Source organism: Polynucleobacter antarcticus (assembly GCF_013307245.1).
Lineage (GTDB): Bacteria > Pseudomonadota > Gammaproteobacteria > Burkholderiales > Burkholderiaceae > Polynucleobacter > Polynucleobacter antarcticus.
Genome location: NZ_CP028941.1, coordinates 361,944 through 386,754 on the forward strand (window position 1 = coordinate 361,944; position 24,811 = coordinate 386,754).

At 45.0% G+C, this 24,811-nt stretch carries 18 protein-coding genes; 12 read left to right on the forward strand and 6 right to left on the reverse strand.

Annotation, left to right across the window (positions count from 1 at the left end; genetic code table 11):
- Window positions 1-90 precede the first annotated feature (90 nt).
- The 5 genes from DCO16_RS02030 to DCO16_RS02050 are packed head-to-tail and all read left to right on the forward strand — an operon-like array spanning window position 91 to window position 2,893.
- Window positions 91-498 carry a surface-adhesin E family protein gene (locus tag DCO16_RS02030; RefSeq protein ID WP_173942115.1) on the forward strand — a complete coding sequence of 136 codons (408 nt, stop codon included), beginning with the start codon at window positions 91-93 and terminating at the stop codon, window positions 496-498.
- A gap of 8 nt (window positions 499-506) precedes the next feature.
- Window positions 507-878 carry a hypothetical protein gene (locus tag DCO16_RS02035; protein ID WP_173942116.1) on the forward strand — a complete coding sequence of 124 codons (372 nt, stop codon included), beginning with the start codon at window positions 507-509 and terminating at the stop codon, window positions 876-878.
- A gap of 54 nt (window positions 879-932) precedes the next feature.
- Complete coding sequence (purU, locus tag DCO16_RS02040) at window positions 933-1,787, forward strand: formyltetrahydrofolate deformylase (RefSeq protein ID WP_173942117.1); 855 nt, start codon at window positions 933-935, stop codon at window positions 1,785-1,787.
- A gap of 30 nt (window positions 1,788-1,817) precedes the next feature.
- On the forward strand, window positions 1,818-2,171 hold the full coding sequence (locus tag DCO16_RS02045) for a CidA/LrgA family protein (RefSeq protein WP_173942118.1): 354 nt from the start codon (window positions 1,818-1,820) through the stop codon (window positions 2,169-2,171).
- On the forward strand, window positions 2,168-2,893 hold the full coding sequence (locus DCO16_RS02050; protein ID WP_173942119.1) for an LrgB family protein: 726 nt from the start codon (window positions 2,168-2,170) through the stop codon (window positions 2,891-2,893). Before DCO16_RS02045 ends, DCO16_RS02050 begins: the two co-directional genes overlap by 4 nt.
- Here the strand turns inward: DCO16_RS02050 and aptA are convergent.
- On the reverse strand, window positions 2,886-4,226 hold the full coding sequence (aptA, locus tag DCO16_RS02055) for an omega-aminotransferase AptA (RefSeq protein ID WP_173942120.1): 1,341 nt from the start codon (window positions 4,224-4,226) through the stop codon (window positions 2,886-2,888). The two genes, DCO16_RS02050 and aptA, sit on opposite strands and share 8 nt — an antisense overlap.
- A gap of 87 nt (window positions 4,227-4,313) precedes the next feature.
- Here aptA and DCO16_RS02060 point away from each other — a divergent pair, with 87 nt between their 5' ends.
- From DCO16_RS02060 to DCO16_RS02080, 5 genes are all read left to right on the forward strand, one after another.
- Complete coding sequence (locus DCO16_RS02060; protein WP_173942121.1) at window positions 4,314-4,715, forward strand: nuclear transport factor 2 family protein; 402 nt, start codon at window positions 4,314-4,316, stop codon at window positions 4,713-4,715.
- Window positions 4,712-6,127 carry an NAD(P)/FAD-dependent oxidoreductase gene (locus DCO16_RS02065; RefSeq protein ID WP_173942122.1) on the forward strand — a complete coding sequence of 472 codons (1,416 nt, stop codon included), beginning with the start codon at window positions 4,712-4,714 and terminating at the stop codon, window positions 6,125-6,127. The genes DCO16_RS02060 and DCO16_RS02065 overlap by 4 nt, the downstream gene beginning before the upstream one ends.
- Window positions 6,128-6,161: 34 nt before the next feature.
- Entirely contained in the window at window positions 6,162-7,136 is a 975-nt protein-coding gene (locus DCO16_RS02070) for a Bug family tripartite tricarboxylate transporter substrate binding protein (protein WP_173942123.1), read from the forward strand.
- A gap of 46 nt (window positions 7,137-7,182) precedes the next feature.
- Window positions 7,183-8,784, forward strand: a complete 1,602-nt coding sequence (locus DCO16_RS02075) for a gamma-glutamyltransferase family protein (RefSeq protein ID WP_173942124.1) — start codon at window positions 7,183-7,185, stop codon at window positions 8,782-8,784.
- Window positions 8,785-8,847: 63 nt separating this feature from the next.
- Window positions 8,848-9,039 carry a DUF2283 domain-containing protein gene (locus tag DCO16_RS02080; protein ID WP_173942125.1) on the forward strand — a complete coding sequence of 64 codons (192 nt, stop codon included), beginning with the start codon at window positions 8,848-8,850 and terminating at the stop codon, window positions 9,037-9,039.
- A gap of 146 nt (window positions 9,040-9,185) precedes the next feature.
- On the opposite strand, the gene DCO16_RS11315 is transcribed toward DCO16_RS02080, so the two are convergent.
- Together DCO16_RS11315 and DCO16_RS02090 are read right to left on the reverse strand one after the other, a co-directional pair.
- Window positions 9,186-10,523, reverse strand: coding sequence for an ATP-dependent DNA helicase (locus DCO16_RS11315; protein WP_173942126.1), 1,338 nt, complete (start codon window positions 10,521-10,523; stop codon window positions 9,186-9,188).
- 65 nt (window positions 10,524-10,588) lie between these two features.
- Entirely contained in the window at window positions 10,589-13,360 is a 2,772-nt protein-coding gene (locus DCO16_RS02090) for a diguanylate cyclase domain-containing protein (protein WP_173942127.1), read from the reverse strand.
- A gap of 272 nt (window positions 13,361-13,632) precedes the next feature.
- Here DCO16_RS02090 and DCO16_RS02095 point away from each other — a divergent pair, with 272 nt between their 5' ends.
- Entirely contained in the window at window positions 13,633-14,361 is a 729-nt protein-coding gene (locus DCO16_RS02095; RefSeq protein WP_173942128.1) for a response regulator transcription factor, read from the forward strand.
- A gap of 25 nt (window positions 14,362-14,386) precedes the next feature.
- Here the strand turns inward: DCO16_RS02095 and DCO16_RS02100 are convergent, their stop codons facing one another.
- The gene (locus DCO16_RS02100) at window positions 14,387-15,295 is read right to left on the reverse strand and encodes a tetratricopeptide repeat protein (protein ID WP_173942129.1); all 909 of its coding nucleotides are present in this window, start codon (window positions 15,293-15,295) and stop codon (window positions 14,387-14,389) included.
- A 294-nt stretch (window positions 15,296-15,589) separates the two neighbouring features.
- On the opposite strand from DCO16_RS02100, the gene DCO16_RS11320 reads away from it, so the two are divergent.
- Window positions 15,590-15,796: an MBL fold metallo-hydrolase gene (locus tag DCO16_RS11320; protein WP_173943731.1), complete on the forward strand. Its 207-nt coding sequence runs from the start codon at window positions 15,590-15,592 to the stop codon at window positions 15,794-15,796.
- Window positions 15,797-16,296: 500 nt separating this feature from the next.
- Here the strand turns inward: DCO16_RS11320 and DCO16_RS02110 are convergent, their stop codons facing one another.
- Together DCO16_RS02110 and DCO16_RS02115 are read right to left on the reverse strand one after the other, a co-directional pair.
- Window positions 16,297-21,846: an SPM autocatalytic domain-containing protein gene (locus tag DCO16_RS02110; RefSeq protein WP_173942130.1), complete on the reverse strand. Its 5,550-nt coding sequence runs from the start codon at window positions 21,844-21,846 to the stop codon at window positions 16,297-16,299.
- Complete coding sequence (locus DCO16_RS02115) at window positions 21,818-24,622, reverse strand: Ig-like domain-containing protein (RefSeq protein WP_173942131.1); 2,805 nt, start codon at window positions 24,620-24,622, stop codon at window positions 21,818-21,820. Before DCO16_RS02115 ends, DCO16_RS02110 begins: the two co-directional genes overlap by 29 nt.
- Between the last annotated feature and the right edge of the window lie 189 nt (window positions 24,623-24,811).

The following is a 24,811-nucleotide window of genomic DNA, read 5'->3' on the forward strand; positions in this document are numbered from 1 at the left end:
AGGTGTTTAGAATAGTCATAGAGCATTTGAGTACACTAGCATCTCTACCCTACATACCTAAATACCTACCTTCAGCATAGAAGTCACATCATGAAAAAAATATACTCTCTCGCCCTCTTAAGCGCTCTTTGCCTTCTGCCGATTGCTAACAGTCATGCTGCCTGGAAGGAGTTAGGCTCTAATGAATTGATGGTGGTCTACGTTGATCTTGATACGATAAGTGATGTTGGTGAAAAGGCTCAAATTTTGTCGATGCTGGATTTTAAAAAACCAGGGCTTAATCCCAAAACAAAGCAGCCAGTCAGTTCAATCATCGGACTAAATGAATACAACTGTCCGGCTATCAGCTATCGCCCAATTGAATATAAAGAATTTTCTGGTAACAAAGGTAGTGGCAAAGTGGTGTCTGACAACCAAACCCCCAATAGTGAATTTGAGCCCGTTCCCAATGAATCCTGGACGGCCGGGGTCTTCAACGTGGTCTGTCAGCGTAAGTAAATCTTCTATTGCAAAGGACTGCTTTGGCTTATCTTCGCCTGAGCTTACTGGGCATAGCCCTTCTTCTGAATCTCATGGGCTGTGCAGTACCTCTGATTGCAATGGGTGGCGCCACCTCTACTGCTAGTACAGTAGGTACCGCTGCTGCCTCTGCAGCGGTAGCCAACCCTATGACAGCGACCAGTTTGGCCTCTACTGCGGCTACGGGTAAATCTCCTCTTGAGCACGCTACCTCAGCGGCCACTAAAAAAGACTGTAATTTTCTAAATGCCTTAGGGCCGAAACCCATTTGTACCGATGTGCTGATTCCGCCTGTGAAAGATCTGAGCGAGCCTTACCTCGGGCCTGCCGATATCGTAGCGCCTCCCAAGAATCCGTAAGTACGCGCATGTCGTAATGTATTAGTAGGAATACACAGCAGTCTAAAATACAGTATGACTATAGAAAACTACTACCTCACCCTTACTTGCAAAAATCGACCGGGCATTGTTGCTGCGGTTTCCACCTACATTTTTGAACAGGGTGGCGATATTGAAGAGGCACAACAATTTGATGACAAAGCCTCTAAGCGCTTTTTCATGCGCGTGAGTTTTAGCTGTGCCGCGGATGCGCATGTACTTAAAACAGGTTTTATAGAAATTGCCAATCGATTTGAATTGAGCTGGGATTTACGGGCTGTAAAAGAATATAAGCGCGTATTGATCATGGCTTCAAAACTAGACCATTGCTTAGTCGATCTACTCTATCGCTGGCGCATTGGCGAACTTCCTATGATTATCTGTGGGATTGTTTCTAATCACCCGCGTGAGGTATATGCCAGCATTGATTTTGCGGATATTCCGTTTCATCATCTACCCGTTACACCAGAGACTAAAGCGACGCAAGAAGCCGCATTATTAGATATCGTGGCTAAAGATAAAGTGGATATGGTGATCTTGGCTCGCTACATGCAAATTCTGTCAGATCACTTATCTACTCAGCTATCCGGGCGCTGTATTAATGTGCACCATTCTTTCTTACCGAGCTTTAAGGGTGCTAAGCCCTATCATCAAGCCCACGCACGCGGTATTAAGCTTATCGGCGCAACCGCACACTTTGTTACGAGTGATTTAGATGAAGGGCCGATCATTGAACAAGACGTCACACGTGTCACGCATGGCGATACCCCTGAAGATTTAGTCCGCAAGGGACGGGATTTAGAGCGCACTGTCTTGTCTCGTGCCCTACGCTACTATCTGCATGATCGGGTATTGAACAATGGCGCTACTTCCGTAGTATTCTCAGATTGAAATGTGATTGCATGGCACTAAGATGACACTATGATCTCCGGCCTAGTCCAAATACTCTTTTTTCAATCTCTTGGGGAGTTAATCTCTCAATTTGCCCTCCCGACACTGCCAGGCCCTGTCATTGGTTTAGTGCTCTTGATTGCTTGGCTGGTTCTCCGTAAAGGAATTCACCCTGATCTAGCGATGGTGGCAGATGGTTTTAGTCAATACCTGGGGCTGTTATTTGTGCCAGCAGCCGTTGGAGTAGTGCTCTTTCTTCCAGAGCTTAAGGCCAATGCGCTAGCTATCGTGAGTGCCTTAGTGGGTAGCGTGATTCTGACGATTACAGTGAGCGCCCTCGTCGTACGTTTTCTTAGCCCAAAGACGAAAGAGTTAGATTCTTGAGAGAGCAACATTCCATTGTGGAGATTTGGGTCTACCTCTCAGGCAGCCCCCTATTTGCGCTCTTTATTACCTTGGCCGCCTATCAAATCGGCCTATGGATTTATAAAAAGGCTAAACAAAATCCCTTAGCTAATCCCGTTGCGATTGCCATCATTCTGGTAGCTAGCATTATTCAGTTTGTGGAGATGCCTTACACCACCTATTTTGAAGGTGCTCAATTTATTCACTTTCTATTAGGCTCTGCGACGGTGTCACTAGCAATCCCCATTTATAGAGGATTGAGTAGTCTCAAGGGTCGATCTATCCCATTGATCGGCTCTTTAATTGCAGGCGGCTTGGTATCGATTATTAGCGCAGTCAATATTGCTAAATTATTTGGTGCTGATGCGAGTATTACCGGTGCGATGTATCCCAAATCTGTCACCGCGCCCATTGCAATGGGTATTGCAGAACGCATTGCCGTTTCGCCAACCTTAACCGCTATCTTTGCGGTCACTACCGGCATTCTGGGGGCTATTTTGGCACCCTTTATTCTGAATGCTTTGGGTATGAAAGCATGGTGGCAACGCGGCTTTGCGATTGGTATTGGAGCGCATGGCATTGGTACCTCGCGTGCCTTTAGTATTCATCCAGAGGCAGGCACTTATGCCAGTCTAGCGATGGGCATGAACGGCGTGATTAGCGCTGTCGCCATACCCATCATCTATCACTTATTCAATTAGACTTCATCGCATCATCCACTGCATCCCCTAAGGCACTAATGAGATTTTCTACTTCTGCTGGTGTAGAAATAAATGGGGGGCCTACTGCGATGGTGTCGTTTGAAATTCTGACTAAGACACCTCTCTCGATACAGGCCTCTAGCACTTTCATAGCACGTAAGCCAGGCTTTCCAGGTACAGGTTCGAGCTCAACCGCCCCAGACAAACCGATATTGCGAATATCTAATAGGCCTGATTTGCCTTTCAGTGCATGTAAGGCATTTTCTAAGATAGGCTCGAGTGCTTTAGCGCGATTCACTAAATCATCTGACTCAAAGATATCCAATACTGCATGTGCCGCCGCAACGGGAATCGGATGGCCTGAGTACGTATAGCCATGAAAGAATTCGATCAATTGCTCTTGCCCGCCGCCACCCATAATCGAGTCATAAATATCGCCACGCACTAAGACACCGCCCATGGGAATGACGCCATTCGTGATTGCTTTAGCAAAGACGATCATATCGGGGGTCACACCAAATCGATCTGCACCAAAATTCGCGCTCAAACGCCCAAAGCCAGTAATGACCTCATCAAAAATGAGCAAAATGCCATGCTTCGTACAGATCTCGCGGATCTTTTGCAGATATCCTAGCGGTGGCACTAATACACCGGTTGAACCTTGGACCGGCTCCAAGATAACGGCAGCAATGGTATTGGCATCATGCAGTGCAACGATTCTTTCTAGCTCATCAGCTAAGTGTGCACCCCAAGTGGGCTGCCCTTTTGAAAAAGCCATTTGCGATAAATTGAGGGTATGTGGGAGGTGATCAACGCCAGGCATCATCATGCTGGCAAACATTTTGCGATTAGCAACAATGCCCCCTACAGAAATTCCTCCAATACCAACACCATGATAGGCGCGCTCGCGGCCAATCATTCGAATACGTGACGCATTACCTTGAACACGGTGATAACCAATCGCGATTTTCAGCGCAGTATCAACTGCTTCGGAGCCCGAGTTAGTAAAAAAGACTTTGTCTAAACCTGCGGGTGCTAACTTCACAATGCGACTGGCTAAAGTAAATGTAGCCTCACTTGCCATCTGAAACGCAGGGCAATAATCCATGGTGTCATATTGCTTCGCAATCGCTGCACCAATACGCGGATCTGCATGCCCTAAAGGAGAGCACCATAATCCAGAAAGTCCATCAAACAACTTTCGACCATGGTCATCAAAGTAGTAAGCTCCCTTTGCTGATTTCATGACTTTAGGATGTTGATGAAAATAACGATTTGGCGTGTATGGCAACCAATACGCTGACATATCAATTGGTTTTGGATTACTGGTCATATTGAGCCCATATCGTCGAGAGAATATTTGATACTATAGTATGAAACGTAAAGTCTCATTTTAAATGAATGTTTACCTCACAAAAGTATGCAAAACACGATTAAACCCATTACCGTTAGCAATCTCGAGGAATTCAGTGCCGCATGGAATCGCCATGACATCGATGCACTCATGAGTTTTATGAGTGAGGAATGTATTTTTCAGACCGCTGCCGGGCCGCACGCATGGGGTAGTCGCCATGTGGGAACTGCAGCAGTAAGAACCGCTTTTGAAAGCGCCTGGCTTCTTGTTCCGGATGCGCAATGGCTTCATGGAAAGCACTTTGTGCATGGCAATTTAGGAATATCGGAATGGACTTTTACCGGTACAGCTGCAGATGGTAGTCGGATTGAATCCGATGGCGTAGATATCTTTACGTTTAAAGATGGCAAGATTTTATTGAAAAATGTCTTCCGTAAAAACTGCCCAAACTTGCCATCTATAAAATGAGCAAGACTATATTAGAAAATTCTCAGCAGGGATATGATCCCTTATATGATCCGCTGAGCTCTCCCGATATTGGCAGTGGCCGTGCATATGCTCCTAGTTATTGGGCTGCAAGCGCAGGCACTCCCCCACTTACTGATGGCCCCATTACCCAAGATATCGACACCGATGTCGTTATTATTGGATCCGGTTCAACTGGTGTCTCTACTGCACTGTATTTAGCGCAAGAGCATGGTATTGAAGCAACGATTTTGGAAGCCAACCAAACTGCCTGGGGCTGCTCAAGCCGCAGTGGCGGACAAGGTCAAAATGCTAGCGGTAGATTATCGCGCTCCCAATGGATTGAGCATTACGGATTAGATGTTGCTAAAAAATTAGACCGTGAAATTTATACCGGTTTTGAGAATTTCAAAGAATTAACTCAAGAGATTAACTGTGATGCATTTGATGGTGGCCACCTGTATGTGGCGCATCGCCCTGAAAAAATGGCCTATCTTGAACAGGAAGCTAAAGTTCGGAAAGAAATTTTTGCTTACGATCCCAAAATATTAACTGCCCCAGAATTACGTGAGCAATACTGCGATGACCGGGATGCTGCTGGGGCACTGTGGGAGCGAGAAGGTATTGGTATTCACCCCTTAAAATTTACTTATGGACTGCTCCGCAAAGCACAAAGTCTTGGGGTAAAGATCCATACTGCTAGTCCGGTATCGGGCTGGGAAACGATTGATGGTGTTCACCATATTCAAACCCCTGGGGGCATCGTTCGCGCCAAGCGTATTGCCATCTGTACCGGTGGCTATGGCATGCAAAAGATTAAGCCCATCAAAAATCGTATTCTGCCTATCTTGTCTAACTCGGTAGTGACAAGGCCTCTTACTGAATCTGAGCTAACAGCCTGCAATTTTCGCTCTCATACTTTTCTTACCGATACCCGCACGCTACGCTTTTATTACCGCCTATTAAAAGATAATCGACTTCAAATCGGTAGTCGCAGCGCAGTTAATGGTGCGGATGCCACGGCACCTCAGCACCTTGCATTGCTGACCGAAGCGATTGCGAGAAAGTTCCCCCCCTTGGCAGGTATTCCGATTGATTACTCATGGTGGGGCTGGGTAGATGTCAGCCACGATATGATGCCCCGTATTACCCAGCCAGATCCAAAGAAAATGGTGTGGTGTGCGCTAGGCTATGGCGGCAATGGCGTTTCTTTTTCTACTTGGGCGGGCAAACGTTTAGCGGAGCGTATTGCAGGAGATAATACGCATCGCGAGGTATTTAAGCTCCCAATTTATAACTCTGCACTTCCATTTCCTAATCTGTTTGGTAAGGTAGAGTCCCAAATGCTTGCCCCTTTTAGACGAATGGGGCAAAGTTTTCTTTATAAGTGGTACTGGTTTCAAGATGAGAAATAATTTAGTCAATATAACTGCCTTAAGGAGGCTTCCCATGCATATGATTCTGCGTATCAGTTTGAGTGTTTTACTGTCATTCCAATTGTGCGGCTATGCTGCCGCCAATACCGATTGGCCAAAAAAGCCTATTCAAATGATCTTATCCTTCCCTGCTGGGGGCTCTACCGATGTGTTTGCGCGGAGTATTGCAGCGCCCCTTGGCGAAGCCTTAGGACAGGCTATTGTGATTGAGAATAAGCCTGGAGCTGGAGGAATGATTGGTCTATCCGCTGGAGCCAAAGCAAGTCCAGATGGATATACATTGCATTTCAGCGCCCTAACAAATCAAGCAATTTCGCAAGCCCTGTTTAATAATCCTCCTGCTAATTTAGAGAAAGATTTTTTACCCGTTGCGCTAGTGGGCTCTGTACCCCATATTCTTGAAGTAAACCCCAGCGTCCCCGCAAAAAATATGACTGAATTGATTGCATTTATTAAATCAAAAAAAGGAAATTTCAGTTACGCCTCCCAAGGAAATGGCTCCCTCTCTCACCTAGAGTCTCAGTTATTTATGGCACGCATTGGCGCAACAGGGGTGCATATTCCTTACAAAGGCAGTAGCTTTGCTTTACCAGATCTGATTGCGGGCAATACCTTGATGATGTTTGATAGCTTAACGGCATCTTTGCCGCATATTCAAAGCGGCAAACTCAGACCCATTGCAATTGCGGCTACCGAGCGCTCTCCTTTACTACCTAATGTGCCTACATTTGAACAAGACGGTATGAAGCAATTTGATGTAGAAAATTTATTTGCCATCTACGCTCCAAAAGGAACCTCTCCAGCCATTATTAGTCGCCTTGAGAGAGAGATTCGCAAGATTCTCACCAATCCTGATTTCAAGACGAAGTTGGCTGGCCAGGGAATTCAACTGCAGTTTGCAAACTCTGAAAAATTGGCCGAAGTCACCATGAAAGAACAGGCTAAGTGGCTAAAGGTAGTGAAAGAATCCAACATTAAAGTGGATTAAGCCCTCTCAAACTGACAAAACATCTTTCACAGGACTGATTTCATTCATGTTAATTTCTCCACCCTATAGCGGCGGTCGTGCACCTGTCTTAGCTAAAAATACCGTCGCGAGCTCGCAACCACTAGCTACTCAAGCCGGTATCGAAGCACTACAGCAGGGCGGTAATGCGGTTGATGCTGCGCTGGCTACAGCCATTACCTTAACCGTGGTGGAGCCCACCATGAATGGTCTTGGAGGTGATGGGTTTGCGCTGATTTGGGATGGCAACAAGCTACATGGCTTAAATGCTTCTGGACGTGCACCAGCAGCCTGGACACCCCAATACTTTGCTGGCAAAACTGCGATGGATCTGATTGGGTGGAATACCGTGACGGTACCCGGCATGGTGTCAGGGTGGGTTGCATTATCTCGTCAGTTTGGCAAGCTTCCTTTTGCACAACTCTTTCAACGTGCCATCGATTATGCTGAAAACGGTTTTCCAGTATCCCCTGTGATTGCTAGGCAATGGCGTGAAGCGATTCCTATTCTAAAAAACCAGCCTGGCTTTACTGAGTCATTTTTAGTCGATGGCAAATCCCCTGCTGCCGGACAAATCTGGCGCTACCCCGCTCAAGCGAAGACCCTAAAAGAGATTGCCGCTACGAAAGGTGCATCTTTTTACACAGGCGCCCTTGCGCAAAGCATGGTCGACTTCTCCAATAAGAGTGGTGGCTGCTTTACGATGGCTGACTTTGCTGATAACAAACCAGAGTGGGTTGACCCATTAGCGTTTGATTACGGTGACTTCACCCTCCATGAAATCCCTCCCAATGGTTCTGGGATTGCAGCCCAAATGGCCTTAGGTATTTTGCAAGCTGCCAACGTTAAACAATACCCGGCTAATTCTGCACAACGTATTCATTTACAAGTAGAGGCCATGCGTATGGCTTTTGCCGATGCATATGCCCATGTATCAGATGCCAGCACAATGAAGGTGCCTGCTAGCGCTTTATTAGATCGAGATTATTTGGCCAGTCGTGCTGCACTAATCGATCATCACAAGGTGGGTATATATGGTGCGGGAGATCCCCATGCCGGTGGTACGGTTTATCTATGTGCTGCCGATGCATCGGGCATGATGATTTCGTATATTCAATCGAACTTCAAAGGCTTTGGTTCGGGGGTTGTGGCACCAGGCGGTATCGCTTTTCAGAATCGTGGCATGGGTTTTAGCTTGGTCGATGGCCATCCCAATCAAGTAGCCCCAGGCAAGCGCCCTTTTCATTCGATCATTCCCGCCTTCCTTACTAAGGGTAAGGGTCAAGATCTGAAACCCACTATGGCCTTTGGTGTAATGGGTGGCAATATGCAGCCGCAAGGCCATCTGCAGTTTGTCATGCGCTTTGTTGATGAGTATCTCAATCCACAAGCCTGCTCGGATGCACCACGCTGGAGAATTGATGATCTCGGTAAGTTAACTGTCGAAGCGCATATGCCTGAATCCGTTATCGAAGGCCTTAAAGTAATTGGCCATGAAGTGACTGTGATGCCTGCCAATAGCCTAGACTTTGGTAGTGCGCAAGCGATTGCTGTATTGGGTGAAGACACAGATGCGGCTTATATTGCCGGTAGTGATCATCGAAGGGATGGGTTGGCTGCTGGGTTTTAATCTTAGCTGATCAGGCGGACCATCTGGTCAGCCTGATCTATACGGGTATTGATTTAAATAAATATGAAAACCACTTACTTTGAAGAAGACGATATTTTGGTAATCCATTTATCTGACAAAGCTATCACAAAAGAAATCTCTCAAGATTGGAATACTCACATCAGCTATGCTGCAGATGGGACAGCGGTTGAATTAGTCATTCTTGAAGCCAAGGCGCATGGGATGATTCCCGCAACTATGATACTTGCTGCATAAGCAGCGTTCTCATATATACAAATTTGAAGTACCCAGTCAGAAGTTTTGACATAACTCATTCCATCTTTTGCATTAGGGCTTTGTTCGGCCTATAAAGAAGAGAAACGGCATGGGGGTAGTTTATTGAGGTAGCTTATTGAGGTAACTTAGTTAGGTAAGCAATTCATATAGAACCGCTTTACCTCTTGATCGCAGCTCACGTCCTTTGCTTGGATGGGCCGCTCCAGGGTAATGCCCTCAATAGAGGTACAACGGCTTAAGGCAACGTAGACTTGACCTGATGCAAAAGCCCCAGAAGACAAATCGACCTTGATCTTATCGAGGGTTTTGCCTTGGCTCTTATGAATGGTGACTGCCCAAGCTAGCATTAATGGGATCTGCACAAAGGTGCCAATGATGTTCGGTGAAATCTTGCCTGACATCATGTCATGGTCATAGCGATAAGATTCCCATTGATGTCCTTTGACTTCTACCGTATTGGCATAAGGGCCGTTTTGCACCATCACCTTCACGGAATTGGGCAGTAGCTCACGCACAACCCCGATCGTGCCATTGACCCAACGTTTAGGAAAGTTGCTGTCCGTTGCGGTAAACATCACCTTAGCGCCCACCTTTAAAGTCAGGTGGTTGGGGGATGGCAGATTACGATCATCAACGTTGAACTTCCCTGTGGAATTACCCGTGTAGATTTTGGCATCGGTCGTTAAGGCTCGCAATCCTGCGCCATTAATCTGATCTGCTCGCGCATTGGTCGTCGTCAATGTAATGGTCTGCTCATCTACTGCTGCCGCATGGGTAAAACATTGGTGATTTAAGGTGTCTAGTGCCTCATCAATATTTTCATTAATCCGAATTTGATTTAAGAGTCCTGCAAAATGGGCATCCTTTTGACGGAAGATTTTGGATAGCTCTACCATCGTCACATCTTTGCGATGTAAGGCCATCGCACAGAAGAAATACGGCCCCTCATAACCCCGCTCTGCTAAGACTTGCATATCGGCATTCGACACTACAGGCGGCAGCTGAAATAAGTCTCCGACAAACATCACTTGTATGCCGCCAAAAGGCTGATTTTTATTCGGGCCATTGGCACGTAGAAATAAATCCATAGCATCGACCACATCGGTTCTCACCATGGAGATCTCATCAATAATGAGTAGGCGGATGTCTTTATAGAGTCGCTTATCTTTGAGTGGCTTAATGTCCTCTTCCGGAAAGATCAAGCGTGGTGGCAGCCGAAAGAAAGAGTGAATTGTCACCCCTTTGACTTGAAGCGCTGCAACGCCCGTCGGGGCAACCACCACGACATTACCGGGGATATGCTCACGCAGATAGCCAATTAAGGTCGTTTTACCAGTACCGGCTTTACCGCTCACAAAAATGTAAGGATCGTGACGCTCTATGGCATCAATCACCGCCTGGTATTCAGGGGTAATTTCTATTTCAGACGGAGTTAGGGCTTGGGGGGCGGTGTTCGAAGTCATAGGCAAGGAGAACTATACTCCGGGCCCATCAAGCGCGCTCCAAGAAGCGCTCTGCAGCCTTCAGACTAGCTAAACAAGTCCACTCTATTGCCACCCAATTTTTTAGCACGATACATAGACACATCAGCTAATTTAAGGACATGGTCAGGCGTATCAGAATCATCGAAGAAGACTTTGCACCCAATACTAGCGCTGGAGTGATGCTCAATCATCTTGCCATCATGTTGGAGATAGTAAGGCTCAATGAGGGCACTCAATATCTTGCTGGAGATAACGCTCACTTGCTCGAGGGTTTTATCAACACTTAGGCTGATTTCTGACAAAATAATGACGAACTCATCCCCACCAAAGCGGGCAACGGTATCGATTTCACGAATACACGACTGCATACGTTTGGCACTTTCAGCCAACAAAAGGTCGCCCATGTGGTGGCCATATTGATCATTCAGTACTTTTAATTTATCAAGATCGATAAATAGAATGGCGCCATAAAGCTTACTGCGCTTACTGATAGACATTGCTAATTTAATTCGATCCATTAACAAGTATCGATTGGGCAAGCCGGTTAAGTAGTCATATAGTGCTAGCTTTTCTACTCGCTCTTCCAAAATTTTTCGCTCTAAAACGATGCTGACTAAACTTGAGACAACCTCAATTTCTGCCAGCTCTTCAGCGCTTGGGCTATGGATTTCTTTGCGATAAGTAGCAAAGGTAGCTAAAATTTCACCCTTAGAGGAATACACAGGGTGTGACCAGCAAGACTTAAATCCCGCCTTTTCTACCCAAGGCTTTGCGAAACTCCAGTTTGGATGTGTGTCTAGATTTTCTGCAATTGAATTGAGGCCTGTTGCGATAGCATCACCACAACAAGCTACTCCTGGAGCAAGCACTAGCTGCTCAATGGCCTCATTAAAAAAGGCAGGAATACGTGGAGCTGCACCCACTTTAAATCCATTCCCCTCCTGATTGAGCAGCAAAATACTACAAAAGGTTCCAGGGCGATTTTTTTCTATGTCGGAAATGATTTGCAGCAGTACGACTTCAGCCGACGTATTTTTCGCCATTAATTCTAAGACCGTATTGCGTGTCGTATCTTGCTTGAGAACTTTTTGTTTAATCGTGATGTCCTCAATAATGCCCCAAACCAATTTTTGCCCATCGGCATCGACTACTGTAAATCCGCTAATAGAAATCGGAAATCGGGAACCATCTTTGCGAATGTATTCCTTCTGGTATGGAGCAAAAAATCCCGTTTGGCTTAACTGCTCGAGTTGAGAGCGTTCGTAATCAACATACTCAGGTGGCGTGATATCCCAAAAGGAGAGCTTCAAAAACTCTTCCTTGGTGTAGCCGGTGTACTCCAATAATGCCGTATTCACCTCTATAAATTTCCCAGTTGCAAGAGTAATTAAAGCCATGCCAATGGGTGAGTGCTCAAACAGCACTTGAAACTTTTCTTCAGATCGACGCAGCTTGTGGTCACTCGATTGGACTTGATTCGTAAATACCTTAAATTCAGATTTATCGTCTTTGTACTTCTGGGCAATCGTCTGAAAAGCCTCTTTTTCAGCAATAAAGGCATCCACAATATGGGGATCAAAGTGCGTCCCTTTTTTATTCAGAATTTCTTCAACGGCATCCTCATGTCGCCATTCTGACTTATAGACTCGCTCGCTCACTAAAGCATCGTAAATATCAGCCAAGGCCATGATGCGTGCAGACAGGGGAATATCCTGACCTGCCAATCCTTTGGGATACCCTTGGCCATCCCATCGTTCATGGTGCGCGCCAGCAATCTCAATCGCTGCTTCGATCACGTCATCTTCTTCAAGCTCTTCGTCTAATTGAGCCTTAGCAGAGGAAAGCACATCTCCGCCAATCGTGGTGTGGGTTTTCATAATGCCCCACTCATCTTTTGTGAGCGGACCATCTTTATAGAGAATGTTGTCAGGGATGCCTACCTTACCAATATCATGGAGCGGTGAAGCCTTAAAGAGGCAGTCCACTGTCTTAGCACTGAGGCGGTCTAGATAGTGCCCATTCTTGATGAGGCGTTCGGCCAAAAGCTTGACGTATCGTTGCGTCCGAATAATATGACTACCTGTTTCATTATCTCGCGCTAAAGCTAAGGCATTGAGGCTGGACAGCATCTTTAATTCGGCATTAGAAGATTTTCGTTCTTCTTTTTTCCAGAGACGCTCAAGCAGAATATTGCCTATCGCAACATAGATTAGCAAGTTAGATGCAAGCCCCACGCCACGCAATATAGCTGGCAATTGATTCTCTTCATAGATCGTGTTGGCATTTGAGCTCACATGATTCGTAATATACATTCGCAAAACGATCACTACTGCTTGCAAAGCAAATGCTAGGCATAAAACATACAGCTGGCGGGACTTCTCTTTTCGCAGTTGAATGAGCACTTCGATGAGTGCCGCTATATTAAGCACTAAGATAGCGCCACTTATTAAAAATACCCGCGCATTAAAAGAGCCATACTGCCTTAAGAGCTCAAAAGCTACTAAAAATACCATCATTCCTATCCAAAATACACGGGATGAAATGAGTTCCCGCTTATAGCGCCAGGAGCGGATGAACAACAGCGTAGCCAAACCAGAAAATACCAGCGCAGTATTGGCAAAAGATAAAAAATATGTTGAACTAAATCCGGCTAAGAAAAAACTAAAACTGGATAGCACCATCAGTATCAGCGCCGTTGACCAGTAATGATGGGATTTAGCTGAGGAGCTCTGCGCTTTTCCCGTTAACGATCCCAAAAAGATCATCAGGACAATCAATCCATAAGACAAGTAAAAGAATTGATTAAACAGTTCCATACTATTTTGAAAGTTTATTTTGAGGGGATAAAAAATACACAATCACTCATTCGGGAAATCATTAATAAGGCTTGATGTGGGCTAAGTGGGTCATTCAATTATTTTGATTTGTAATAAAGTTATTGATTTTAATTGGCTAACAAAAACTTTATTGAGGTTTGTTGGATAGTTAAGCTCACAATAGCTAGTACAAAAATACTATATTTAATTAATAATCAGTTATTTTGCTCATTCTCTTGAATGAAGTAGTACCACCGTACTAGAATGAGGGCATGACTCCAGCCCGCTTAACTAGCCAAAAATCCATCCGTGTTCACGTGATTGAGCCTCAAGCAATCTCTTTATGGGGAATTAAAGAGCTTGTTAATAGCAATAAACAATTTGAGGTTTGTGCCTGTTCAACGGATGGTGTTTCTGCGTTGAAGGATGCAGAGAATATTCAACCCCATATTATTTTGATTGAACCGGAGCTTGAAGGAGAAGACTCCATCGCTCTGATCGATGCATTGATTCAGAAAACGGCTGCCAAAGTAGTCCTTCTAACATCGAACCGAGATCCATTATTACAAGATCGCGCTATTCTCAAAGGTGCCAAGGGAGTCATTCTTAAAACAGATCCCCCTGAAACTCTACTCAAGGCATTAGAAAAGATTCATGAAGGCGAGCTTTGGCTTAATCGCCATGCCACTTCGCGTATCTTGAAAAAAATGGCTGAGCCGCATGCCACTAAAGATCTCAGTGATGAACAACTAAAACTGGCTGAACTCACCCCTAAAGAAACTCTGATCACTAAAGCAATTCAGCTCTATCCCAAAAAGACCTTACGAGAGGTGGCCAGTTCCCTGCACATTAGTGAACATACCTTGCGTAATCACCTGGCCTCTATTTATGACAAATTAAGTGTCAGAAACCGCCTTGAGCTTTATGTGTTTTGCGGAAAGTATCAAAAAACGGATGACCCCAATCATCACCCTAAGCGTCGCTCAAACGATGGACAATAGCCGCGAGTAATAGATAGCAAAAAAGCTAGTTTAAGAAACTCCTTGCCTTAGCAAGTCCTTGTAGAGCATCTCCATAACTTGAATTGAGCGCTACTGCCCTCTCGTAATCTCCGCAGGCTTTTGCATATGCTTTGAGATTCATCCAAGCAGCCGCCCGATTATTAAAGGCCTCAGCATATTGATGATTGAGCGTAATGGCTTTATTGAAGCAGTCCAGCGCCTCATTAAATCGCTTTAAGACACACAAAAGAACCCCAACATTGTTGAGCAAAACCGCACTTTTGGGTGCAATACCTAGCGCCTGCTCATACTCCTTGAGGGCATCCTGATAGCGACCTTCAGTAATCATCACCTTAGCCAAATTTGAGAGTAGTTCAATGTTGTCAGGACTTATTTTGAGGGCTTTAGAAAAGTCTTCTGAGGCTTTTTGAGTTTGATGGGTTCCTACAAAATAAAGCCCACGATTTTGAAGCGCATCTACATAGTCTGCCTCGAGTGCAATGGCAGTATTGTAATTTTTGAGCGCCAAATCATTTTTATTTAACTGGAGATAGGCATTTGCCAGATTGTTAAAGGCTTTTGCATTCTTGGGCTCGATTTCGCAAGCCATCTTAAACAGGTTGCTAGCCATGTCATGGCTTTTCATTTGGACAGCGATTAATCCCATACTATGTACTGCCAAGAAATGTTTAGGCTCTTTTTTTAGAACTGTTTGATAAGCAGTCCAAGCTTCATTTAATTGACCTTGATGATGATATTCAATTGCTTTCTCTAGCGCCGAGCTATTCTTTATGAGTTTTCCACTGCTTTTCTTGCTAGTCTTTTTGGGGATTGCTCGATCTTTAATTTCCGCCTTTTTAGCTACTGCTGTTGCTGAATTTTTTTTGACAGTCGGCTTTGCTACCGAAGCTTTCTTATTTGTGGGTTTTTTCATCTGAGCGCACCAGTTGGATCTTATATTGCAAGTAGAAAGAGTAATGATTTTGAATGCATTTTGAATGTATTTGTAATATCGTCCATTTCAATATATCACTAAAGCAGCGTGTTGCTCTACTATGTAATTCCCCTGTTGACCAGTGGGATGTTGCCTTTACCTTTAGCAAAAAGTAGATGGGCTATAGCAAAAAAATGATTGTAAAACGATGACTTGTATTTTGCGTATTCTAGGTTGCAGTGGCAACGTTAGGCAAGATCTGAGAACAACTTCATTCTTGCTCAATGACCATATCTGTCACCTGCCCTTTATTCTCGATGCAGTGGAGTTCATCGTGCAAAGCCATTAGTAGTTTTTGGTATCCAACAAACAATTGAAGCTCTGAAAAAGCACATTTTTAACAATGTCATGTGGCCTGACTTTACCAAGATTCCAGGCGCAGAAAATCCCAGCGTCGTAGTCCAAACCATAAAGATTGGTCAAACTATTGCTGTAGATTAAATTCAGATTACCGCCCTACCCGTCAATCACAGCATTTCCGCTTATGGCTATTGGATTGATTCTGGTGAAGGAGCTTTGGTCACAAGAAAAAAGGGGGCTGAGAAAACATAGGGAATAGAAGAGATCAATACCTCAAGCATCTGATTATTGAGACTTCTTTTACCAATACTGGAAAGGTATTAGCCAAACTATCTGGCCACTATCATCCTGAAAAACTGTGTGAAGATTTAGCGAAGTTTGCGCATTCTTGCCAGATTTGGATTGCCCATCTTAAGCCGGATGAAGCCTCCAAGATCATGGATGAAATCACTTCAAACCCCATAGGGGATAAGGTTCAAACCTTGCAGAATAAGCAATTACTGCAGTTTTAACTAAAATAAACTGGCGATTATTGATCATGATCTATTCAGATAATTGAATAAAAAAGACGGACTATCCAAAGAGTTGTCCGTCTTTTTAACATCATGCAGTAACAATACTGCTCTATCAATTCCTACTGTTTAACCATGCCACTGAATCTTATCGACGTTGTTAATGTCGTGTGAAGCACCATCAGCTGTAACAATGGTGACAGAGTTATCGGCACTCTCGGAAGCAAAGGTAATTTGATTATTCGTCGCATCAACTTTAGCATCACCAGAATTAATAATCACTGTCCAATCACCCGCACCATTGGCGTAGTTACCATCATTCAAGGTACCACCAGCAGCTATGATCGATCCAGGGCCACCATGATCACTCGCAATATCGATCACGTCAGTCCAGCTCTTATTGCTCAGTAAGTTTTCACTAGTGTCACCACCTACGAACTGAGATAGGATATCTTCTGTACCGACTTCTTGACCTGGCAAGGTGGCAATCTCATATGTCTGGCCACCCAACTCCACCATGAGAGTAGAGCTTGAAGCAGTATCTGCTAATTGATCAATATGGGTAATTGACTCGATAGCATCTGCATTAGCAATGATGGCTGCGATATCCAATGGCTCATAGACATCACTCACTGCAAAGCCAACGTCTTCTGCGATATGCAATTGACCATCACTAGTAGTGTAAGTAGTTTGACCATACACAATCACATCACCATTGGCTTCGAAACGAACTTGGCCATCTGAAGTGAGTGACAGGCTAGTAATACCGCGATCAGCTAAGCTTAAGTACTCACCACTATCAACAATACCGTCACTGTCAGCGTCTTGCCAGACACCAAACTTCGTAAAGTCAGCGTCTGAGCTGTCAAAGACACCATCTTTATTCGTGTCGTAGACTTTGGCCAAACCTTGAAGGTCGGTCTCACCATCCTGAGTAGCAAAACTAATTTGCAATTCATTGTCAGGTAACTTCAGGGCGAGTAAACCGTCAGCAGATGAGACCCAAGCCGTAGATTGTAATAAGTTTTGACCACTATAGTCATAAACAACTTGCGCATTTTGACTGAGGTAGTTAATACCATCTTGGTTCAAATCAATCGCAATGGGTGTTACGGTAATAGTGTTGTATGTACCTCTTGTTATTGTTAGGTTTCCTGAGTTTAGAGCAATAGTAGTAATGGCTGTAACACCAGTCAACTTAATTAACACGTCATTTCCACCTACCCCTGCAACACCATCTGAAATAAAGAGGAAGTAATTACCAGTACTATTGACTTTAAAGAAAGCAAACTCACCGGCAGTATCAGTAGCAGCAGTAAATCGAGTAGTGATATCACTGAGAGCATCTGCTAAAGTAGCCCCCGAAAGAGATGCAAAAGTTGCTACGCCCGTACTTGTATTTATTAAAGCCTGAGTGGCGGTGGCTGCATTTGCATTCCCCCCTACGGTCAACGTTTGGCTGAAATCAATTACGTCTCCAGTGTTAAGAGCACCAACGGTATAGTCAGTAATTGTGTCCGCCAGAACATCTGTTTGACCACTGGCCCCTGAAGAGAAAACAAAGGCATCTGAACCAGTGCCACCAGTAATTGAGTCAGCACCCGCTCCGCCATTAATGGAGTCCGCACCTGAGCCGCCAGTGATGGTGTCAGCATTTGCACTGCCAGTAATCGTGAAGCCTTCTGACTGACCACTGAGGTTAATGGTGATTGCAGAAGCACCAGAAGCATTGATGTTTTCAATACTAGATAAACGACCGTCAGTAGCACCAGCAGTATTCAGGTCTGCAGAAGTTTCTGACAAAGTCAGAGTATCGGTACCAGTACCACCATCAAGGGTATCGGCTCCAACAAAACCAACGAAGGTATCGTTGCCTAATCCGCCGATTAATATATCGTCTCCAGCGCCACCAGTAATCGAATCATCGCCATCACCACCATCAATACGGTCAACTCCTGAACCCCCTGTCAAGGTATCGTTTCCACCCAAACCTAAAATCAAATGGGTTTCAGAGTTATTAGGTGCGGCTATAGTGTTAGCAGCATCAGTTCCGGTCTGCACATAAGTGCCCGCACCCAAATTAATCGTCAGGCTAGCATCACTAAAGTCTCCATCTGCCTGCTGCAAACGATAAGTAAAGACTTCTTGCTGACCGGTCCTGTCTGTCGCGCCTGATGTCATCGTATAAGTATATGAACCATCGCTTCTCAGGCTTAAGTTGCCGTAGGTACCGGCAATAATCGTACCACCTGAACTAATACTGGTTCCTGCACCTGCAATAGAGGCACCATTTGAAGCGAACATTACAGTAGCACCTTCAGAGCCTAGGCTATCAACAGTACCGAAAGGATCAGTACCAGAAAAAGCGATATTTTCATTGAGGATGACATTACCAGTAATAGCCGCTGCAGAGTAAGTGGTGGTAGCGGGTGCAGTATTCGATTGAACAAAATTGTCAAGAAGCATGCGTAAATTTGAGGAGCCGGGACCGCCACTTTCATCATCCACAGTAAGTAGCAATCTATATTCTGTGCTAGCTGTTAAATTATTAATCGTTTTCAGATTATTACTTTGGACTGCGAATGTAGTATTGTCAGCAGTATTTGTAAAGGAGACTGCGCTATTAGAACCCCATGTCCCATCAGCTTTTTTAAACCAAAGTTGATAAGAAGCAGTATCCCCACTTGCGAATCTATCTGAGGCTAGTGCTGCATTAAATGATATTGAGGTGGCACCCGTAAAGACTGGTGTAAATAGTGATGCTACAAAACCGGCATCGCTATCCCTATCTTCAATTCTTAACCATTTTTCAGCACTTCCACTTCTATAACTAGTATCGAAACTACTACCATTGTTGCTCGATGTAATCCATTTATTTGTTTCGGTTGCGGCAACTGCTGCAGTAAAGGTTGTTTCACCATCAATAACAGTTGTAACAGTATCTCCGGAACCTGTAGTAGCATCAAAGGTCCAGTAATCCGTGGTCGCACTCGCAGAATTTTGTGATGAAAAATTAGTGAGAGTGGTAGGTGTAGTAGTTCCACTGGTAATAGTTTCTGTTACTACAGCTTGATTGAAGTTGTCATAAGCAACTACTTCACTTCTATCCAGAATGTTGATTGTGAAAGTGTTTGTTGCCGTATCGCCTAGCAGTGATGCGGGTTCAGTATCTAACTTGCTATCTTGAATTGTGTAAGTAATGACAGAACTTAAACTATCTTTGATATCCGTAGTATTTGCATTAGCAGTGAATGTATAGGAACCATCACGGCTGAACACAACTGTGCCGCCATTCACAGTTACTGTCTGTGTTGGGTTTGCATCAGTGAACGTATAGGTGGTCAGGTTGTATTCAACACTCACCATTTTCTTACTGCCTGCCATCCAACCATCTGGACCAGATTGATCTTTGGCTTGATCTATCAGGTTATAGGTGTAAGACGTTGGAGCTGGGGTTGGTGGTGTAACAGGGGTTGGAGGCACCAAAGTATCTAATAACGTTGTTATATTGTCTACCAAAATCGCATTGGCATTACTAACCGTTTCACCATTCCAGGCAATTGGGTTGAGATAGGTGGCAGTAGCAGCAGTCATGCCTTTGCCAATAGCTATAGCATTAGAGTTAATCTCATTGGCATTGAGGTAATTCTTCCAAGCCCATTCTTCGCCTGCCTGAATTCCAATATCTTGGGCTTCGTAAGTGGCTGTGCCAAGCGCAGCCAGACCAGATGTTTTACGCACACCAGCACTATCTTCTGTGGGTACACCATCCGATAAGAAGTAGGACACGTTTTGACCATCAGACTGAACACCCGCCGCAGTGAACTTAACCGTGCTCATAACCGTATCAATCGCACGGTCGTAGTTGGTATAAGATCCTGCAGACAGCGCAGTAATTGCAGCTTTAGCAGTCGCCGCATCGGTCCAAACAGATCCACTTAGATTTTTAGCGTTTGAATCAAACGAAACTACTTGGATACTCACATTACCTAAACTATCGTACTTGTCGATTAAGGCAAGTGCTGCTGATTTTGCATAAGCTAAGCGACTTTGAGCTGCGCCTGAGTCAACGGTAGCCATACTGCCAGACCTATCAATCACAAGAACCAAATTAGTATTGATATTTGCAGACTGTGAGCTACCCGCTGTAGCACCTTCGATAATATCAAGAGTGAAAGGATTGGCAATAGGAACAGCAGGATTGGTGTCGGTATCAGTAATGGTTGTTACGACAGTATTGGCATCGTAAGCAATTTTTTCATATGCTAATAGGGCTGGTGGGGTGTAAGAACCTCCCACCAAGCTCACGGTAAAGGTTTCGCCACCATCGTTTTGAGCGTCATTAAACGCAGCAACTTGGAACATTGTTCCAATCGTTGCTTCAATGCGCTGATCAGAGATGTAGTCAAAACCTGGTGAAGCCGTATCTTTAATATCACCCACTGCCACAATGACTGTGCCGGCGGGCTGATTTGATACCGCAGCACCATTACTGTCCACAGCAACCACTTTGTAGTATGCAGTTGAGTTTGACTCTTCACCAATCGATGAGAGTGAAACATTACTAAGGGCTACGCCTGATAAATTAACAGCAATCAGCTTGAAAGTAAATGCGGTGTCGTTATCAGTCAAGTTACCAGCGCCACCATCATCATTTGCTGTGGAGTCGATGATTGTGGCTGTACCGGTAGAGGTAACAGCACCTCTAGTCGCTGTAAGCGTAAATGTCTCACCAGAGTCGGCGATAGCATCATCAGTAATTTGAACACGTACCTGTAAAGTGCCCTTGGCGTTTGTTGGCGTGAAACTGTTACTCGTAGTCCAAGGATCTGCTCCAGTTAATGAGTACTGGATTGAATTAACATAATCAGTACCGGCAGTAGCAGTACCTGCAGTTAAGGACAAGTTAATAGCTGCGCCAGACAAAGCTACATACGTGACGCTAAATGTCGCATATCTGCCCGTATCTACTCCTGCGGTACCAGAATCTTCGCTCACCTCGACGCTTGACACTACAAGAGAGTCGCCAATAGACGTTATTACTCCGCCGCCGTAATTGATTTTTTCAAAGCTACTAGCGTTCGATAAGCCACTTACCGATACACTAAACTGCTCAGTACCTTCAGTAGAGCTATCAGACCTTGCACTTACCGAGAGAACATCTCCTACTTTTGCGGTAGTGAATTGACCCACTGCAGTAGCATTTCCGTTAGTGCCTGATGCAATAGATGTTGTTAGTCCAGTTGTACCGTTTTGAGCAAACCAACTATAGTCAGAAATGGTACCCGTGGTATTAAACGCTGCAGCCCAAATAGTTGCATCACCGGTAAATTGAACGGTTACTGTCGATGTATTCAAACTTAAGGTGACATCAACTCCACTGTCATTAACCGCTATCACTTTGTAATACGCTAAACCAGATCCTTCTAGAACAGAATTATCTGTGCCGCCATTGATAATATTGCCGGCGCTATCAACACTTACTATTTTGATAGTAATTGCATCATTGTCATCGTAAGACGATAGATCTGCTACAACATCATTGGCGGTTTCATCTGTAATCGTGGTCTCTACCGTAACAACACCCTTACCGTTATCGGCATCGGCTAATGCCAACGCTTCAAAGGTGCTAGTGCTCGAGGTAGGGTTACTAATACTGACTTGGTATTTTTCTACCATTATCTTTGTAGTAATCATCGATTGTGACGACCGTAAAGGTATTGGAGCTCACACCCAGTGCGCTACCTGTGATGGTAAGCGTACCGGTATCTTTCGAGGTGTAATCTATTCCTTCTGCGGCGGTAGTGCTCGTACCATCAGCGGTATTTAAACTCACGGTGACTGATTGACCTGCATAAAGCTTGACCTCAGCACCTGCAGCATCGACTAAGGTCACTGTATAGGTCGCACTTTCACCTTCAACTACCAAAGCAGCGCCAGTGAGCTTGACATAAACCGTATCGGCAATGCCCGCTGTCTGATCACTACCAGTTTGATCATTGATCGTGGTCTCTACCGTAACAACACCCTTACCGTTATCGGCATCGGCTAATGCCAACGCTTCAAAGGTGCTAGTGCTCGAGGTAGGGTTACTAATACTGACTTGGTATTTTTCACCATTATCTTTGTAGTAATCATCGATTGTGACGACCGTAAAGGTATTGGAGCTCACACCCAGTGCGCTACCTGTGATGGTAAGCGTACCGGTATCTTTCGAGGTGTAATCTATTCCTTCTGCGGCGGTAGTGCTCGTACCATCAGCGGTATTTAAACTCACGGTGACTGATTGACCTGCATAAAGCTTGACCTCAGCACCTGCAGCATCGACTAAGGTCACTGTATAGGTCGCACTTTCACCTTCAACTACCAAAGCAGCGCCAGTGAGCTTGACATAAACCGTATCGGCGGCGGTCGTGTTTGCCAGCAACTCATCCGTTACGGTCGAAGTGACTACGCTCGCATCTAAGGTTACTTTTTCATACTCATACAAGCTGTCATTGCTATAGGTGCTGCCGGTATCAAGTTGGACCGTAAAGGTCTCAGTAGATTCTTTAAAGTAGTCATCCACTAAGGCAGCGCTAAAGGCTTGGCCAACAGTCACGGTCGCTGACGCAGGCTTGGTGTAGTCTGAAGCACCGCTTGTCCCGTTTGTAAGGGCATCGGTAAAGAGCACCCCTACGGTACCTGTCACACCACTTACTTCGGTGCCATTTACAAAAGCGGCGACCTTGTAATACAAGGTCTCACCTTCAGTACCGCTATTGGTATCACCCAAAATAGTACTGCCGGTACTATCACATGCGACTACTTTTAAGGTCACGGTATCTTCAGGGCCAGCAACTGATTCATCCGTTACGGTCGAAGTGACTACGCTCGCATCTAAGGTTACTTTTTCATACTCATACAAGCTGTCATTGCTATAGGTGCTGCCGGTATCAAGTTGGACCGTAAAGGTCTCAGTAGATTCTTTAAAGTAGTCATCCACTAAGGCAGCGCTAAAGGCTTGGCCAACAGTCACGGTCGCTGACGCAGGCTTGGTGTAGTCTGAAGCACCGCTTGTCCCGTTTGTAAGGGCATCGGTAAAGAGCACCCCTACGGTACCTGTCACACCACTTACTTCGGTGCCATTTACAAAAGCGGCGACCTTGTAATACAAGGTCTCACCTTCAGTACCGCTATTGGTATCACCCAAAATAGTACTGCCGGTACTATCACATGCGACTACTTTTAAGGTCACGGTATCGTTATCTAACTTATCAGGATCGGTCGTTATATCGTTTGCTGTCTCATCAGCAATCGTTGTAATAACTTCGTCGTTTGCTGTATCAATAGCAATACTCTCAAATCCACCACCACTCACGTTGCTGATCGTTGCAATGATGGTCTCGCCGTTATCTGCGTATACGTCATCGGTTGTAGCAAGCGTAAAGGTGTTGCTGCTTGAACCTGCTGACACCTTGACTGTGACTTGTTTGGTGTAGTCGGTACCGTCTGTTGCTGTACCGGCGTAGGTCAATGTCACAGTAACGTCAGTTTCTGCAATCACTGCATCACCCGCTACATCTTTGAGGCTGACGGTGTATTCAGTTGTGGTAGCGCCTTCGTTCACATTGCTAGGACCACTGAGGCTGACCATTACCTGGTCATTAACTGAGTAAGTTTCAGTATCACTTGCACTTGCGCTATTACCCGCGGCATCGGTTGTCGTGACGCTTGCATTGATTGTCTTATCGCTATCGGCTACTAAATCTGAACCAGGCACATTAATACTAAATTTCAGGTCTGCGTCTACTGTGCCAGTAAAGGTCTTGCCATTGACAGTCAAGGTAACGGTATCGCCTAATTTGGCATCGCCACCTACTATGCCGGTAATCGCAATATTAGTAGCGGCCTCAGCGGCATTAATTACATCATTGGGTGTGATGTTTTCATCTAAGGTGATGGTGGGGACTGAATCCTCTGGAGGATCTGGTGGTGCCTCATCAGGACTGACAATTGGTGCTGGAGTGGTATCGCTTATTGTTGTTTCTGGAGCTGCTTGTCCTGGAGCTGCTTGAGTCGTGGCAGCTGGCTCAGTTGCGGCGGCTTGAGGTTCAATAGTTCTCGAGCCCAACACAGCAAAGATTGCATTGGAATCGGTGGACTGAACTTGAGAAGTGCCTATAGATGGGGGAGCATCAATTGCTCGGGGAGCGCCGTCATCACTGGCTAGAGCGGCGACATCGAGTAATGACTCCGTGCCTCTTGCATTAGAATCTGCTTGATTATTAGAGGGATCCCTTATTTCTTGATAGACACTAGGCGTATCTGGGGCAGCGGGATTTGTGGTGTTTACGGTTGCGTCAGCAATGTGGGATTGCGCAACATCTGGTCCAGCCTGTTGTAACGAGGTTTGTTCATCAAGATGTTGTGCATCTTGTGACTGTTGTCCTGAATCGGTGTTTGCATCTGCCATAGTAAATTCCCAATGAATAAAGCACACCAAAATTATGGCTATTTGGGTTTAATTTACGGCTTATAGCTACTTATTCATACTGGGCTTTTAGTTATATAACTTTAGTTATATTTTTATCGCTTAATACCTGATATTTAAAGCTTAAATACGGAAACACCTTGCAGTACATTGGTTCTAGTGTTGATACTA